The 15,850-nt window shown below is 59.7% G+C and carries 12 protein-coding genes; 5 read left to right on the top strand and 7 right to left on the bottom strand.

Translation table 11 applies throughout. The annotated features are described in order from the left end of the window. The first annotated feature begins 33 nt into the window (after nt 1-33). Nucleotides 34-447: a DUF6526 family protein gene (locus TERRO_RS06395; protein ID WP_041593069.1), complete on the top strand. Its 414-nt coding sequence runs from the start codon at nt 34-36 to the stop codon at nt 445-447. Here the strand turns inward: TERRO_RS06395 and TERRO_RS06390 are convergent. From TERRO_RS06390 to TERRO_RS06375, 4 genes are all read right to left on the bottom strand, one after another. Next, nucleotides 444-899, bottom strand: a complete 456-nt coding sequence (locus TERRO_RS06390; protein WP_014785177.1) for a DUF6036 family nucleotidyltransferase — start codon at nt 897-899, stop codon at nt 444-446. The two genes, TERRO_RS06395 and TERRO_RS06390, sit on opposite strands and share 4 nt — an antisense overlap. Nucleotides 900-1,164: 265 nt before the next feature. Then, nucleotides 1,165-2,319: a diflavin oxidoreductase gene (locus TERRO_RS06385; protein WP_014785176.1), complete on the bottom strand. Its 1,155-nt coding sequence runs from the start codon at nt 2,317-2,319 to the stop codon at nt 1,165-1,167. A gap of 58 nt (nt 2,320-2,377) precedes the next feature. Further along, complete coding sequence (locus tag TERRO_RS06380) at nt 2,378-2,899, bottom strand: hypothetical protein (RefSeq protein WP_014785175.1); 522 nt, start codon at nt 2,897-2,899, stop codon at nt 2,378-2,380. Between the two features lie 80 nt (nt 2,900-2,979). After that, nucleotides 2,980-3,882 carry a LysR substrate-binding domain-containing protein gene (locus TERRO_RS06375; RefSeq protein WP_014785174.1) on the bottom strand — a complete coding sequence of 301 codons (903 nt, stop codon included), beginning with the start codon at nt 3,880-3,882 and terminating at the stop codon, nt 2,980-2,982. Between the two features lie 117 nt (nt 3,883-3,999). On the opposite strand from TERRO_RS06375, the gene TERRO_RS06370 reads away from it, so the two are divergent. The 4 genes from TERRO_RS06370 to TERRO_RS06355 all read left to right on the top strand — a co-directional run bounded on the left by TERRO_RS06370 (nt 4,000) and on the right by TERRO_RS06355 (nt 10,633). Further along, nucleotides 4,000-7,194 (top strand): efflux RND transporter permease subunit, encoded by a 3,195-nt coding sequence (locus TERRO_RS06370; RefSeq protein ID WP_014785173.1) that lies wholly within the window; start codon nt 4,000-4,002, stop codon nt 7,192-7,194. After that, nucleotides 7,191-8,462, top strand: a complete 1,272-nt coding sequence (locus TERRO_RS06365) for an efflux RND transporter periplasmic adaptor subunit (protein WP_014785172.1) — start codon at nt 7,191-7,193, stop codon at nt 8,460-8,462. The genes TERRO_RS06370 and TERRO_RS06365 overlap by 4 nt, the downstream gene beginning before the upstream one ends. Next, nucleotides 8,459-9,928, top strand: a complete 1,470-nt coding sequence (locus TERRO_RS06360) for an efflux transporter outer membrane subunit (protein WP_014785171.1) — start codon at nt 8,459-8,461, stop codon at nt 9,926-9,928. Before TERRO_RS06365 ends, TERRO_RS06360 begins: the two co-directional genes overlap by 4 nt. Nucleotides 9,929-10,228: 300 nt before the next feature. Further along, entirely contained in the window at nt 10,229-10,633 is a 405-nt protein-coding gene (locus TERRO_RS06355; protein WP_014785170.1) for a helix-turn-helix domain-containing protein, read from the top strand. Here the strand turns inward: TERRO_RS06355 and TERRO_RS06350 are convergent. The 3 genes from TERRO_RS06350 to TERRO_RS06340 form a co-directional block, all read right to left on the bottom strand. Continuing rightward, the gene (locus tag TERRO_RS06350) at nt 10,572-13,511 is read right to left on the bottom strand and encodes an FAD-binding and (Fe-S)-binding domain-containing protein (protein ID WP_014785169.1); all 2,940 of its coding nucleotides are present in this window, start codon (nt 13,509-13,511) and stop codon (nt 10,572-10,574) included. The two genes, TERRO_RS06355 and TERRO_RS06350, sit on opposite strands and share 62 nt — an antisense overlap. Nucleotides 13,512-13,614: 103 nt before the next feature. Beyond that, nucleotides 13,615-15,006 carry a sensor histidine kinase gene (locus tag TERRO_RS06345; RefSeq protein ID WP_014785168.1) on the bottom strand — a complete coding sequence of 464 codons (1,392 nt, stop codon included), beginning with the start codon at nt 15,004-15,006 and terminating at the stop codon, nt 13,615-13,617. Continuing rightward, on the bottom strand, nt 15,003-15,713 hold the full coding sequence (locus TERRO_RS06340; RefSeq protein WP_014785167.1) for a response regulator transcription factor: 711 nt from the start codon (nt 15,711-15,713) through the stop codon (nt 15,003-15,005). The genes TERRO_RS06345 and TERRO_RS06340 overlap by 4 nt, the downstream gene beginning before the upstream one ends. Nucleotides 15,714-15,850: the final 137 nt, after the last annotated feature.

Here is a 15,850-nt window from a genome sequence, read left to right as displayed (position 1 = left end):
CCCCACAATCCAGTTCCACGAATGGCAGGCACCATGGCAGAACCACAAAGCTTTCAGAACCACACACGCCGCGACCCGAAGTACCTCATCTTCGCGCCTCTCGCGCTGATCTGTTTCATCATGTCCATCGTGCATCTGGTGCACGAATACTCGCGCGCAAACGTGCTGCTGGTACCGGTCACCCTGCTCGTCTTCCTGTCGATCGCACTGACGCGCGTCTACGCCCTGCAGAACCAGAACCGCATCATCCGCCTCGAAGAGTCGCTCCGCATCATGACCCTCGGCGGCACCACGGCAGGCATCACACCCGCCCAGTTCATCGCGCTACGCTTCGCCTCTGACGAGGAACTCGTACCACTCGCCCGCCGCGCCGCAGCCGAAAACATGGAACCCAAAGCCATCAAGGCAGCCATCAAAAACTGGCGCCCCGACAACGATCGCATCTAGTCATCGAAATCGCGAAGCCGCTCGACGTCAGCAAGATCCTGCAAGCGCCCAACGGCCGACTTGTTGACGATCAGGTCTTCCTTTGAGATCACATGAAAGGACACGCCGTCGGCGCTGCGGCCTTCCTGCCTCCGCGGCCAAGCCTCCGAGAATTCGACCGCCTCGATCGCTTGCATGATGTCGACACGGTTGGGCGCTACGCCGAACTGAAAGAAAGTCTTGCCATCCAAAAATTCGTCAGGATCGATTCCTGCGATCGGGGCGCCGTATTCCGCGAGGGCCTGATAGACAGCCCGGCCATTCTCACGGCTGGCTTCGATCCATACATCCGCATCCTTTGTGCCTCGGGGCTCGGCATGGAAGGAGAAGGCCATTCCCCCGACCACAAGATATCTAACGTTGTGGGCGTTGAAAACGGACAACAGATCCTGAAAGTCTTTGTCCAGCTTCATGCTCGACTCCCGACAGCCGATATTGCTCGATGCTCATCTTGCGCGCAATGGCGAACCGCTCGCTGGGGGGTACAGTTCGCCAGTAGAGTACGTCTTGCCGCTTCAACTCTTGCGGATCTTGAACGAAAGTCATCGTGCGAAGAGGCGCGGCCATGTCTCATATGTTACAAGCGCCGCTCCCGAATGCAAACTGATATCTCAAGCTTAATGCAATGCAAAAAGGGCGCGGCTTTCGCCGCGCCCTTCGTATTTCCAGACCGTTGTTCTAATAAACGTCCAGCTGATACCGCTTCTGCTTCTTCAACTCGTTCAGATACTCCTGAGCATGCTCCGGGCTGCAATCCTTACCGTTCGCGATGGTATCCAGCAGCGTCTGCTCCACATCCTTCGCCATACGGCTTGCATCGCCGCAGACGTAGAAGTAAGCACCACGCTCCAGCCAAGCAAACAGCTCAGCCGAGTTCTCCTTCATGCGGTCCTGCACATAGATCTTCTTATGCTGATCGCGCGAGAACGCCGTATCCAAACGGGTCAGCGTACCGTCCACCTGCATCGCCGTGAACTCGTCCTTATAGAGGAAGTCCGAAGCCGCGCGCTGCTCACCAAAGAACAGCCAGTTGTCGCCCTTGTGACCATGCGCCTGCCGATGCTCCAGGAACGCACGGAACGGCGCAACACCCGTACCCGGTCCAACCATAACCACCGGTGCCGACTCATCTTCCGGCAGGCGAAAATTCGCATTCGCATGCAGGAAGATGGGCATGTTCGCACCCACATCCGCACGCTCGCCCAAGTGGCCGCTGCACAGTCCCTGACGATCCCGATTATGCGTGTGATACCGCACCACGCGAACCGTCGTATGCACCGTATCCGAGTGCTTCGCCTGCGACGACGCAATCGAGTACATGCGAGGCGTCAAGCGCTGCAGCACCGTAAACAACTGCTGCGGATCGGTGATCCCGCCCGGATGCTCCGTAATCAGATCCAGGAACTCGCGGCCCCAGACATACTCCTCGGCCTTCGACTTATTATCCTGACCAGCCAGCCCCTTCAGAAAGTCCAGACCAGGCGTGCCTTCCGGCGCAATCTTCGCGTAGCTGTTCACACTGCCGCGCGTCAGCTTGCCAATGTGCAGCTTCGTGCGCAGAGCATTGTCCAGCGTGTCTTCCTTCTTGAAGAAGTCCAGCACCTTTTCGTCGCCCTTGAAGCCAAGGACCTTCAGCACGGCCTCAACCTCAGCCTCGCGGTTAGTTGGCTGAATACCCACAGCATCGCCGGGCGTATAAAGCATGCCATTTTCCAGCGAAAGCTCGATGTGGCGCGTCTCTTTTTCCGAGTCCTTATCGGTCAACACGGTGTTGACCAGCATGGTGGACAGATAGGGGCTGTTGCGGGTGTACTTCTGTGTCTCTGTGCTCATGTTTTTTTGGATTATCCGTAGGACTTAAGCCTAGCATGCACACGCCCCGCAACGCCCGTTACGGCAGCCGGAATACGAGTCCCGTCGACAATCCCACAGGATTCCCCGTGCCCGTCCCCGAGTAGCCGTTGTACGCAATCTCAGCCACACGCCAGTCAATCCGCGGCAGAATCGTGTACTCAAACCCGCCATTCACCTGGTACTGCACATGCGTATTGCTCGCGCCATTCGACACAATCCCCACGCCCGCCAGCGCTTCGCCATAGATCTTGAACGGAATCACATGCGGCACCACCGTCAACCGCAGACCGCCCAGACCGCTGGCAAACTGTGCGTTGTCATGCTTCAGAATCGACCCGCGAAAATCCAGCCCGATATGCACCGGTCCTGCGCTATGACGGTCCTGGTAGACACCAAACGTCGGCCCATAGAACCAGCCATTGCTGTTCAAATCGTTTGACTGACCGGTGAACTGCAAATAGATTCCCGTCTGCGCATGCGCCACTGGCGCAGCAACCATCAACGGCAGTGCAGCAGACAAAACGGTCAAACAAAAACGGCGAACGGTATTCAATGGCATAAAGAGGTCCTCACATTGAAGCCTACGCACTGGAACGAGCGAATCCATCCCACAAGCCCGTGATGGAATCCGTGAAGTAACTACAGCCGCTCATTCCCACGCACATGCAGCCGCGTCAATTCACGAAACGACCGCAGCAACTGCCGATCCCGCTTCGCAGCCCAGCACACGCACAACTCCACAAACGCGTTCTTCGCCTTAAGCGGCACAAACGCCAGATCGGTTGCGCTCGGCTGCTGATGATTCATCGGCAGCAGCGACACACCCTCCCCCGACTGCACCATCAGCGTCACGCTGCTCCACACCGTGTTCACGCTCACAATATTCGGCGCAAACCCCGCCTCCGAACAAAGCTCAATCACCTTGTCGAAGACCGACGGCGAAGTCGCGCGCGACGACACCACAAAGCGATCTGTCGCCAGGTCCTTCACATCAATCCGCTTCGCACTCGCGCGCGCATGCGTCCTCGGCAGAATCGCAAGCATCGGGTCATGCTGAATAATCTCGTAGCGAATATCCCGTCGAAACTGCGGCTCCGGCACGCGTGTAAACGCAATGTCCAGCCGGCCTTCCATCAGCGCCGGCCACTGCTCCGACACACTCATCTCCACCAGCGACAGCTCCACCCGCGGATGCTTCTCACGAAAGTCCCGGATCAGCCGCGGAAATCCATCGCCCAGCCCGCCCGCAAAGAACCCGATCCGCAGCGACCCCACCTCACCGCGCTCCGCACGCTGCGCCTCCTGCACGGAGTTTTTGCTCTCTTCCAACACGCGATATGCATGCTGCAGAAACACCCGTCCCGTATCTGTCAGGCCCGTCTTGCGAGACCCGCGATCCAGCAGCCGCACGCCAATCTCTTCCTCCAGATCCGCGATCTGTTCGCTGATCGCCGACTGCGAGACGTGCAACAGCCCGGCAGCCCGGCTAAAGCTCTGCTGCTCGGCGACGGCGACAAAATAGCGAAGATGGCGAAGCTCCATGGATCCGATACTATCGGTTTTTCCGATACTTAATCCCGGAAGAAACCACGGTCCGACTTGCCAACCTGGTAGTCAGATAGATACAGGCCCGCTTCCAGCGAGCCAAAGGATTGCCGCATGTGGATCGTCAAGGTCGCTCTGACACGACCGTATACCTTCATCGTCCTGGCGCTGCTCATCCTGATCGCAGCGCCGATCATGATCCTGCGAACTCCCACCGACATCTTCCCAAATATCAATATTCCCGTTGTTTCCGTGGGTTTTACCTACACCGGACTCAACCCGGAAGAAGTCGAAGGCCGTCTCACCACGCCGTATGAGAAGGCGTTGACCACCCTCGTCGACAACATTCAACACGTGGAGTCCACCAGCTACAACGGCTTTTCGGTCATCCGGGTCTACCTGCAGCCCGGGGCATCGCTCGACACCGCCAACGCCCAGGTCACCGCCGCTTCGCAATATCTCCTACGCCAATTGCCGCCAGGCATTCTGCCCCCGCAGATCATTAACTTCTCTGCATCCAGCGTGCCCATCCTGCAACTCGGCGTCTCCGGCGAAGGTCTCTCGGAAGCATCCTTGAACGACTACGCCACGAACTTCGTCCGCGCACAGCTCGTCACGGTGCCCGGCTCTGTCGTCCCGCTACCCTTTGGCGGCAAACAGCGTCAGGTCTCCATCTCGATGGATCAGGCCGCCATGCAGGCCAAGGGCATCGCGCCCGGCGACCTGCTCGCCGCACTCTCGCAGCAGAACGTCGTCACCCCCTCCGGCACCATCAAGATTGGGCCCACCGAATACGACGTTCGGCCCAACGGCACGCCGCGCACCCTCGACGATCTCGCCGGCGTCCCCATCAAGCAGGTCAACGGCACCACCATCTTTCTGCGCGACGTCGCTACCGTCGCCGATGGCTTCAGCTTTCAAACCAACGTCGTACGTCAGGACGGCAAACGCGGCGTTCTCGTTAGCGTCCTGAAGAATGGCAATTCGTCTACGCTCGACGTCGTAAAGGGCATCCGTAAGCTCTTGCCACGCGTTCAGTCCACGCTGCCACCGCAGTTGAAGCTGGCGCCGCTCGGTGATCAGAGCGTCTTCGTACGCGCTGCCGTCGAAGGCGTCATCCGCGAAGCCATCATCGCTGCCGCACTCACGGCTGTCATGATCCTCGTCTTCCTCGGTAGCTGGCGCTCCACCATCATCATCGCCATCTCCATTCCGCTCTCGATCCTCACCTCGGTCATCATCCTCGGCCTCATTGGCGAGACCATCAACACCATGACGCTCGGCGGTCTCGCACTCGCCGTCGGCATCCTGGTCGATGACGCCACCGTGACCATCGAAAACATCGAGCGCTATCTTGAAGACGGCTTCCCACTCCTCGAAGCCATCGAGCAGGGCGCTGCGCAGATCTCCGTTCCCGCACTCGTCTCCACACTCTGCATCTGCATCGTCTTCCTGCCCATGTTCTTCCTCAGCGGCGTCTCACGATTCCTCTTCGTGCCGCTCGCGGAGGCCGTCGTCTTCGCCATGCTGGCCAGCTACATCCTCAGCCGTACGCTCGTGCCCACGCTCGCCATGTACCTGCTCAAGGCGCACGATCCCAACTCGCATGAGAATGGCCTCTTCGCCCGCTTCACACGCGCCTTCAACGCACGATTTGAAAAGGTTAGGCAGGCTTACGATCGTCTGCTGCGTCGCCTCATCGCGGCACGCAGCCTCTTCGTGCCCGCCTTCCTCGGCCTCTGCCTGATCACCGCGGTACTCATCCCCTTCCTGGGCCAGGACTTCTTTCCCGACACCGACAGCGGTCAGTTCGTCCTGCACGTCCGCGCACCAACCGGCACTCGTATCGAAGAAACCGCCAAGCTCTTTGACCAGGTTGAGGACTACGTTCGCAAGACCATACCCGCTGACGAGATGTCTGGCGTGCTCGACAACATCGGCATGCCCTATAGCTCCATGAACACGCAGCACCTCACCAACGGCACCATCAGCGCAGGCGACGGTGACATCTTCGTCACGCTCAAGGAAGACCATCATCCAACCGCAGGCTATGTGAAGACCTTGCGCACAGAATTGCCTCGGCAATTCCCGAAGGCCAAGTTCTACATGCTGCCGGCAGACATCACCACGCAGATCCTGAACTTCGGTATCCCCGCACCCATCGATATCCAGATCGAAGGCAACAACATCCAGGCCAGTAAAGCCTCCGCGGACACGATGCTTGCGCAGCTGCGGAGCGTACCTGGTCTCGTCGACCTGCGCATCCAGCAGAACTTTGACGGGCCTGTCCTTGAGGTGAACGTCGATCGCACCAAGGCACTGCAGGGCGGCTTCAACTCACGCGATGTAACGCAGAGCCTCCTCAACACGCTCAGTGGCAGCTTCCAGGTAACGCCCATGTTCTTCCTCAACTGGAAGAATGGCGTCAACTACAACATGGTCGCGCAGACACCCCAGTACAAAATGGACAGCATGCAGGACCTGCAGAACATTCCCATCAATCGCAACACTGCAGGTGCAGCAGCGGCGGCCCCCCAGCAGCCGGAAATTCTGGGTGATATCGCCAAGGTCCAGCGAGGCCACGAAATCACGGTCATCAACCACTACAACATCCGTCGTGTGGTCGATATCTACGGCAGCGTGCAGGGCCGTGACCTCGGCGCAGTCAGCCGTGACATTCAGAAGATCATCGACACCAACCAGAAGTCGGCGCCTCGCGGTACCTTCATCACCCTCAAGGGTCAGGTCGAGACGATGAAGGCATCCTACATCGGCCTCATCGGCGGCCTCGCCTTCGCCATCGTGCTCGTCTACCTGCTCATTGTCGTCAACTTCCAGAGCTGGGTTGATCCGTTCATCATCATCACCGCACTTCCCGCCGCGCTCGCCGGCATCATCCTCTTCCTCTTTCTCACAGGCACTCGCTTGAGCGTGCCCGCGCTGATGGGCGCCATCATGTGTATGGGCGTCGCCACGGCCAACAGCATCCTCGTCGTCTCCTTCGCAAAGCAACAATATGAGGAACACGGTGACGCCCTGCGCGCCGCTATTGAAGCTGGTGCCACCCGCTTCCGGCCCGTGCTCATGACGGCCATCGCCATGATCATCGGCATGGTGCCCATGGCACTCGGTGCAGGCGACGGCGGCGAACAGAACGCACCACTGGGACGGGCCGTCATCGGCGGTCTCTCGTGCGCAACCATCGCGACCCTCATCTTCGTTCCCACGGTCTTTGCGTTGATCCACGAACGCGGTAAGAAAAACGAAGCAAACAGCAATTCGCAGCAACTGGCAGAGGTGCATGCATGAGTGAACGGACAGTGACACCAATCGTGGATCCTGAGACAGCCAACGACGCACGCACAGACGTGCGCAACATCCACACCGACGTCGTCAAGCCCCACGAAGACGCCCCCGCAGAACGTCATGTCGACAATCCCGGCGGCGGCAAGACACTCGGCATCCTCTTCGCCCTGGTCGTGTTGGCTGCCATCGCCTATGGCATCTATCACCGCCACCAGACGGAGAACGCTCTAGTCGAGAAGACGGAAGTTGACTCCATTCCCACTGTCTCCGTCACGCATCCGGTCAGTGGCTCCAAGGCCGATCAACTCGTGCTCCCCGGCTCGGTACAGGCCTTCGTTGAGACGCCCATCTACTCGCGGACCAACGGCTACCTGCGCAAGTGGTTCTTCGATATCGGATCCCGTGTGAAGAAGGGCCAGCTTCTCGCCATCATCGAAACACCCGAGACCGATCAGCAGCTCCTTCAATCCAGGGCCGAACTCAACCGGCAGGAGGCGAACGAACAACTCGCCAAGACCACCAGCGATCGCTGGCAGTCGCTGCTCGCCAAGCACGCCGTCTCGCAGCAGGAGGCCGACCAGGCCAAGAGCAACTACATCGCAGCGCAGGCAGCCTCGGACGCCAGCCGCGCTGGTGTAAAGCGCCTTGAGGAACTGCAGGGTTACGAACGGATCGTCGCTCCCTTCAACGGCACCATCACTTCGCGTAACACTGACATCGGTGACCTCATCAACGCAGGCTCCGGCTCGGCCTCGCCACGTGCGCTCTTCCAGCTCGCACAGACAGACCGCATGCGCGTCTTCGCCTCTGTCCCTGAGATGTACGCCAATCGCATCCATAACGGCACTGCGGCCACCATCTCGCAGGACTCCGCACCCGGCGAGGCGATGCACGGCTTCGTCACCCGTAATGCCGATGCGATCGATCGCACCACGCGAACCCTCAACGTGGAAGTTGATCTGAACAATCCAGACGGCAAGCTGCGCCCGGGCGCCTACGTCTTCGCACACTTCAATTTGCCCGGCTCAGGCTCGGCCTTCACCATCCCCTCGAACACGCTGCTCTTCCGTGCCGAAGGACCGCGCGTCGCCATCGTCCGCGACGACCGTGTGCACCTGCAGGCCGTTCACGTCGGGCACGACTACGGCGACACGGTGGAAGTGGTGTCGGGCGTCGATGCAAACGACGCCATCATCCTCGATCCTTCGGATTCACTGGTCGACGGTGCGCACGTTCGCGTCAGCACAACCAACACGAAAGGCACACGATGAAACGGCTTGCGCTCATCGGTATCAGCGCCATCGCGCTGACCGTCACAGGCTGCCGCGTTGGACCAAACTACGTGCGCCCGGCCGCGACAGCCACGCCACCTTCGTTTAAAGAGCAGCCTCCAAGCACCTTCTCCGCCGAAGGCTGGAAGGTCGCACAACCAGCAGACATGCTCGTCAAGGGTGACTGGTGGACCATGTTCGGCGATGCGCAACTGAACGCGCTGGAAGCACAGGTCGATCCCGCAAACCAGTCACTCCGCGCCGCTGAAGCAAACTACCGCGCAGCAGCCGCGGACGTCGCCTTCTATCGCGCCAACCGCGCTCCCACCGTCGGCGTCGCACCTGCTGTCTCCACCGTACGTAACTCGTCCAACCAGCCATACTTCAACCAGAACAGCGCAGCCGCTGGCGCAAACGGCGTCGGCAACCTGTCGCTTCCCTTCTCGTTGAACTACGAGGTCGATCTCTGGGGTCGCGTTCGCCGCTCCATCCAGCAGGCCGGCGACCAGGCACAAGCCACAGCAGCAGATCGCGAAAACATCCGTCTCTCGCTGCACGCCGAACTCGCGAACGACTACCTCGATCTGCGAGCAGCAGACGCACAGAAGAAGCTGCTCCACGAGACCGTCGGCGCCTTCCTCCGCGCACTGCAACTCACACAGGACCGCTACGATGGAGGCGCCGCTCCCCTCAGCGATGTCTCGCAGGCACGCGTACAGCTCCAGTCCGCACAGGTACAGGAAACCGATGTTGATGTGCAGCGAGCGCAACTCGAACACGCCATCGCCGTACTCATCGGCAAGGCTCCCGCCGACCTGTCCATCCCGCGCACACCCGTCACCGTAGCTCCGCCAGTCATCCCCGACGTTCCGGGCATGCTGCCGTCACAGTTACTCGAACGCCGGCCCGACATCGCCTCCGCCGAGCGCCGCATGGCCGCCTCCAATGAACAGATCGGCATCGCGGAAGCAGCCTTCTATCCCACGCTGTCCATCTCGGCAGCGGCAGGATTCGTAGGTACCTCCGCAGTGAACTGGTTCACCTGGCCCTCGCGCTTCTTCGCCGTTGGTCCCACGCTCTCGCAGACGCTCTACGATCACGGCCGCCGTCGCTCGCTGACCGACATCGCACGAGCCAACTACGACAGCACCGTGGCCGACTATCAGCAGACGACGCTCGAAGCCTTCCAGCAAGTGGAAGACAACCTCGCCGCTCTGCACCAGCTGGAAGTCGAAGCCGAACAGCAACGAGGTGCCACCGCCTCCGCACAGCAGTCGCTCGATCTCTTCAACGTGCGATACGAAGGCGGCGTCGACACCTACCTGCAGGTCATCACCTGGCAGACCTCGCTCCTCCAGAACCAGCGCAACGACATCGACATCCAGCGCGGGCGTCTGGCCGACACCGTCCTCCTGATTAAGGCGCTCGGCGGCGGATGGAACCAGGCCAGCCTTCCCAAACCCTAAGCCGGCACATCACAACTCAGCACGACAAACGGCGCGGCTTCAGGCCGCGCCGTTTGTTGCATTGCAGACACAAAGTCAAAACGTACTGAATCGATTCATTTCACTCCGAAAAGGCATCCGAAGCAGCCTGGATGCGTCATTTACCGCCCAATGTTTATAGGGGTTGAGACGTCTCACAGCCTGCGGAATTAAGCAAAAAAAAGTATCTTGCACTTTTCCCTCCCCCAGACTTAAACTCCTCGGCGCTCGGGCAAACATGGCATCGCACGCCGCCAGAATTAACCAGCGTAAGGAAGACCGATGGACACAATGCTTAGCTCGCCAGACGTGACAGCAGACGCAGTGCTGCAGGGACACTTCACCGCAGCAACAGAGCATCCGCATCGCGACCCCTACCTCGTGAAGTCCGTCGTACACGCATCGCAGATACTCTCTGCGTTCCACGACGGATCAGACGTAATTCCGCTGAAAGAAATCGTGCGGCGATGCGGTCTCCCCAAGTCAATGGTCTTCCGCCTCCTCTACACCATGACCACATGCAACATCGTAGAGAAGCTGGAAAACAACCGCTATCGCCTGAAGGTGCGCCCCGCAGACGATCTGCCACTACCCGCAGAAACGCTGGCCCCAAAACGTCGTCGCATCACTGACGTCCAGCCAGCACTTCCGAAAGGTGCACCGCACATCGGTTTGAGTTCTGGCTAATCTGCTCGCGGCAGCTAAAGCCGTTCGTGACGATGATGTCCTCACTCGCAGCCGCGCGCACCGCAGGCATCAACACGCGCTCAGCCAGCGTTTGCGACACGTCGAACTTGTCTTTCTCAAAGCCAAACGGACCGGCCATACCGCAGCATCCTGAGTCCAGAAGCTCCACCGCGGCCCCCGTGGCATATAACAGTTTCATCTCATCCTTCATGGTCATCTGCGTCTTCTGATGGCAGTGACCATGAACGACGATGCGACGTCCTGCCAGGTCTGGCGGGACATACGGCTGCGGACTGTTAGCCAGCGCTTCACTCAACATAATGGTCTGTCGGGCCAGCTTCTGCGCCCGCTCATCATGCGGAAAGAAGTTGATCAACTCATCACGAAAGACAGTCGCACAACTCGGTTCAAGCATCACCACCGGCATGCCCGCATCAATCTCCGCTGCAAACATCGTGAGGATATTCCGCAGGTATCGCTTGGCTTCATCCAAAAATCCAAAGTCATACAACGGCCGTCCGCAACATACATGCCGCTTCGGCACCTGGATGTTATAGCCGGCAGTTCCCAAAACATCCGCCGCAGCATGTAGAGCCTGCGGATGGAAGTAGTTATTCCATGTATCTGCCCACAGCAAAACATCTGCACGCTTAGACTGCGGCCGCCATCCATGTGTGCTTTGATACGTGTCGCGGAAGTTCTTCGCAGCAAATGCAGGCAGCGTGCGCTGCGGCGCGATACCCAATGCAGACTTAGCCAGCGATGCCAACGGAGCGAACTTCATCGGCAGATTTGCAAGTGAAGGCGCAACAGACGCTGCATGCGCGAGCTTGTCCATGTAGCCAAAGGCGTAGTGATACACCGGATGTCTCTTGTGCTCGTAGTGATGCGCGAGAAACTCTGCCTTCCAGGTCGCCATGTCGACGTTGACCGGGCACTCTGTCTTGCATGCCTTGCAAGAAAGACAGAGGTCAAGCGCTTCATGGATCTCTTCGTTATCCCACTTACCGGGGATGGTGTCGCCCTGCATCATCTCCCACAGCAGGCGTGCGCGGCCACGTGTGCTGTGCTTCTCTTCCCGCGTAGCCATGTAGCTCGGACACATGGTGCCATGGTCCTGACGGCGACACGCACCAACGCCAACGCAACGCTCTGTCGCCTCGGCAAACATCCCATTGTCATTCGGATATTGAAACCAGGTCTTCGCGGGTGTAGGCGCATAACCGGGTCCAATGCGCAGATTCTCAATCGCATCGTAGACCGCAATGGGATCGATCAGCTTACCGGGATTCATCCGGTTCGTCGGATCCCAGAGCGCTTTGAACTCTACGAACGCAGACATCAGCTCCGGCCCAAACATCTTCGGCAGCAGGCACGCGCGCGACTGCCCATCCCCATGCTCACCGGAGAACGATCCGCCATACTTCAACACGATGTCCGCGGCTTTGTCGATGAAGTCGCGATACTTAGCAGCGCCCGCCGTCGTCTTCAGGTCAAAGCTGATGCGGAGATGGACGCAGCCCTGGCCGAAGTGACCATACATCGGCGTGCGGTAGCCGTAAGCGTTCAGCAGACCGAAGAGTTCTCGCAGATAGGCACCAAGCTTCTCCGGAGGTACAGCCGAATCTTCCCAGCCCTCCCAGCCGCTCTTCTCACCGGGCACGAAAACACTCGCGCCCAATGCGGACTCGCGCACCTTCCACACACGCGCAGCCTCAGCCTCGGTATACCGTGCGATGACTGGCTGCTCAGCGTAGCGACCCGCGTCCTCAACAAAGCGATCGACCTGCGCATCGACATCCGCGTCAGAGTCCGCACCGAACTCACACAGCAGAAAGCCGCGGCCCGCAGGCAGCAAACGAACATCGTCCACAACAAGGTTCTTGCGGAGCATGAAGTCGACGAGCAGACCATCGAAGCCCTCCAGGCCGATCGGCTTATGCTCCAGCACTGCTGGTACGTGGTCTGCTGCGATGAACGCATCGGCGAAGCCCAACACAACAAGCCGGCGATGCTGCGGGCTCGGCTTGAGTTCGCACGTCGCTTCGAGGATGGTCACGCACGTTCCTTCGGTCCCGACCAGCGCACGCGCTACGTTGAAGCCATTCTCTGGCAGCAATTGATCCAGGTTGTAGCCTGAAACGCGCCGAGGGATATCCGGGAAACGCTCCCGCACCAGCACAGCATAGCGATCGCGAAGCGACTTCAGCCCCGCATAGATCTGTCCTTTACGGCCGCCCGCCGCAATGATTGCTTCGAGTTCAGCCTCACTCGTCTTACCAACGCGCATCCGCGTGCCGTCATACAGCAGGATGTCGAGTGCCTCGATGTTATCGACGGTCTTACCGCCCATCAAGGCATGCACGCCGCACGAGTTGTTGCCGATCATGCCGCCCAGCGTGCAGCGACTGTGCGTTGCAGGATCGGGCGCAAAGGTCAGCTCATGCTTCTCTGCCTCGAAGCGCAGTGCATCCAGCACAATCCCCGGCTCAACACGAGCCATCTGCGTCACAGGATCCAGCGCGACGATATTGCGCAGGTACTTTGAGAAGTCCATGACGACAGCCACATTGCAGCACTGACCCGCGAGACTGGTACCACCGCCGCGAGACAACACAGGCGCGCCAAACTTGTGGCACGCAGCCATGGTCGCAATGACGTCATCGATGGATCGCGGCACTACAAGGCCGATAGGCACCTGCCGGTAGTTCGAAGCGTCCGTGGCATACAGCGCACGCGAAGCTGCGTCGAAACGTACCTCGCCCTGCACCGTCTGTCGCAGCGTGGCTTCGAGGCCCGCGGCAGAGGAGAAATCCTCATGCGGGTGCGTGTGGTTCTTCGTGGTGTTCGTGAGAATGGGGAATGGTGTTGCGGACATCGTTATCGAGACCCTTCGGACCCACTCTAAACGAAGCCGGAGCCTGCGAGATACCCGCCTGCCAACACGTTGTCATACCGCAGCAAAACTGGGTGCCAAGGAGCTAAGACGTCGCTCCCACCAGTTCCGGCACGGCGTTCTCTCGCACAGCCACCGGCAGCAGTATCTCAACGCTCAACCCACCACCATTCCGGTTGTGTGCGCTGATGCGGCCGCCGTGCAGCGCCACGGCACGCTCTGCAATGGAGAGACCAACCCCGAAGCCGCCCGTAGCATCGCGCCGTGCGGAGTCCGTGCGGTAGAAGGCGCGGAAGATCATCGCCAGATTCTGCTCCGGCACGCCCGGTCCACGGTCACTGACGATGACGTGTACGGCAGGTCCAATGAGCACTGCGTGCTGTTCCGCGTAAACCTCGACCTCAACCGTCGTGCCAATCTCTGTGAAACGGATGGCATTGCGGATGACGTTCTCCAGCGCCCGCCGCAGGAGCTCACGATTGCCAGACGTCTGCGGCACCGGGCCGCGCGAATGGAAGAGAATATTGCAGCCGCGGCCCGCAGCTTCAAACTCCATGTTCGGCAGCAGCGAGCGCACGATCTCCTCGGCAGATACAGTCTCCTTCAACGCAGACTGCGGTGTGCTTTCCATGAGTGACAGCGTCAGCATCTGGCCGATGAGTTCATTCACACGCTCGGCCTCCGCCTCCATGCGGTCCAGTGATGGCAGCGGCTGCTCACTCTCTTCGCGTGTCATCTCGAGCGCCAGCCGTAACCGGGCCAGCGGCGACCGTAGCTCATGCGAAATGTCGCGAACAAGAACCTTCTGTGCTTCGATTAGTTCATTGACGCGCTCGGCCATGTGATTAAAGTCCAGCATCAGCTCGCGGATATCCGCGCCACCAACACTGCTCCACCAGTTACGCGCGACCGGCAGGCGTACGGAGAGATCGCCTGCAGCGAATGCCCGGAACGCAGCCGACAGCCGGCGCACCGGTCGCGTCAGGATCAATGCCAGAACGAACGTGACGATGATGGATGCAGGCAGCGCATTGCGCGGCAGTGGTGGGATGCCGAGGCCGTGTACATACTTCGTACGTCCAAAGAGCAGCCAGTGGCGACCGTCCGTGCTGGTGACCGGATGCATCTGGATCCACGACTCACCCGCGCGAGCATTCAACCCCCAGCCGTGCAAGTCACCAAGCGTGCGCTTGATCAGGCGCTGCTCTTCCGCGCTCAGCTTCTCGTTGCACAGCGGCGTGCCATCTGTGCGCAGCACAATGAAGGAGCCCTCGGACTGCGTCAGGCCCGTGCACCCATCTTCTGCAAACTCGCGCAGTGAGTCGTCGACGATGCGTCGGCTACTGGCCTGGCCGGCCGCGCGAAAGTTATCTGCAGGCCCGGGATTCGATCCAGGAAACAAGAGCGTCGAACCGATGAGGATGCCCAGCGCCGCGAGCCAGAACGACAGGAACAACTGTAGGAAGAATGTCTTCATGCCCGCGCGCCTCCTGCTTCTTCATCCTGCACCAGCAGGTAACCACTATTGCGTATGGACTTTACAGTACCCTTGAATCCTTCCAACTGATCCAGTTTTCGCCGCAGGCGCGAGACATGCATATCCAGACTGCGATCAAACGGTCGCGATTCGCGATCGAAGGCCTGCCGCGTCAGGTCTTCACGGTCTACCACCTCCGCACCGCCGCGCAACAGGGTCGCCAGCAAGCGGTATTCAATGTCCGTGAGGATAATCACCTGCCCCCGAAAGCTGATCTCGCGCCTGGCCTCGTTCGTAACAAAGTCGGGTGCGATGGTATCGGCATCCTCGCGTGGCGCAGCACGACGATGGATGGCACGCATCCGCGCCAGCAGTTCCCTCGGGTTGAAGGGCTTGCCAAGATAGTCGTCAGCGCCCATCTCCAGGCCAACGATGCGATCGATCTCTTCGCCGCGCGCGGTCAGCAGCAACACGGGCACATTATCCGTAGCGCGAATCCGGCGCAGCACGTCAAAGCCGTCCATGTCCGGCAGCATGCCGTCCAGAATGATCAGGCTGGGCGATAGCGATTGCGCGGCTCGAATGCCGTCCTGCCCATTGTGCGTGGACGTGACCTTCCATCCATGCCGAGACAGGTAGCTCTCCAGCATGGTGCACAACTCCAGGTCGTCATCGACCAATAGAACGCTTTCCAGATCCGGTGCCACAGCCGTCGACGCCCCCGCTTACAGCCATAGTTTGTCACTCAAGTACGCCCGAATTTGGCGTTCGTTACAAACCTTTACACTCTGTGACTTTCGGTAGGGTGGAAACACGGTCTTCTGTTCGTGCGCCGGTTGGCTTT

It is taken from the genome of Terriglobus roseus DSM 18391 (assembly GCF_000265425.1).
GTDB lineage: Bacteria > Acidobacteriota > Terriglobia > Terriglobales > Acidobacteriaceae > Terriglobus > Terriglobus roseus.
This window is presented reverse-complemented; position numbering and strand designations above follow the sequence as displayed.

Coding starts and splice junctions, on each gene's coding strand:
- TERRO_RS06365 (WP_014785172.1), top strand. CDS start 7,191: ATGAGTGAACGGACAGTGACACCAATCGTGGATCCTGAGACAGCCAAC.
- TERRO_RS06385 (WP_014785176.1), bottom strand. CDS start 2,319: ATGAGCACAGAGACACAGAAGTACACCCGCAACAGCCCCTATCTGTCC.
- TERRO_RS06375 (WP_014785174.1), bottom strand. CDS start 3,882: ATGGAGCTTCGCCATCTTCGCTATTTTGTCGCCGTCGCCGAGCAGCAG.
- TERRO_RS06350 (WP_014785169.1), bottom strand. CDS start 13,511: ATGTCCGCAACACCATTCCCCATTCTCACGAACACCACGAAGAACCAC.
- TERRO_RS06360 (WP_014785171.1), top strand. CDS start 8,459: ATGAAACGGCTTGCGCTCATCGGTATCAGCGCCATCGCGCTGACCGTC.
- TERRO_RS06395 (WP_041593069.1), top strand. CDS start 34: ATGGCAGAACCACAAAGCTTTCAGAACCACACACGCCGCGACCCGAAG.
- TERRO_RS06390 (WP_014785177.1), bottom strand. CDS start 899: ATGAAGCTGGACAAAGACTTTCAGGATCTGTTGTCCGTTTTCAACGCC.
- TERRO_RS06355 (WP_014785170.1), top strand. CDS start 10,229: ATGGACACAATGCTTAGCTCGCCAGACGTGACAGCAGACGCAGTGCTG.
- TERRO_RS06370 (WP_014785173.1), top strand. CDS start 4,000: ATGTGGATCGTCAAGGTCGCTCTGACACGACCGTATACCTTCATCGTC.
- TERRO_RS06345 (WP_014785168.1), bottom strand. CDS start 15,006: ATGAAGACATTCTTCCTACAGTTGTTCCTGTCGTTCTGGCTCGCGGCG.
- TERRO_RS06380 (WP_014785175.1), bottom strand. CDS start 2,899: ATGCCATTGAATACCGTTCGCCGTTTTTGTTTGACCGTTTTGTCTGCT.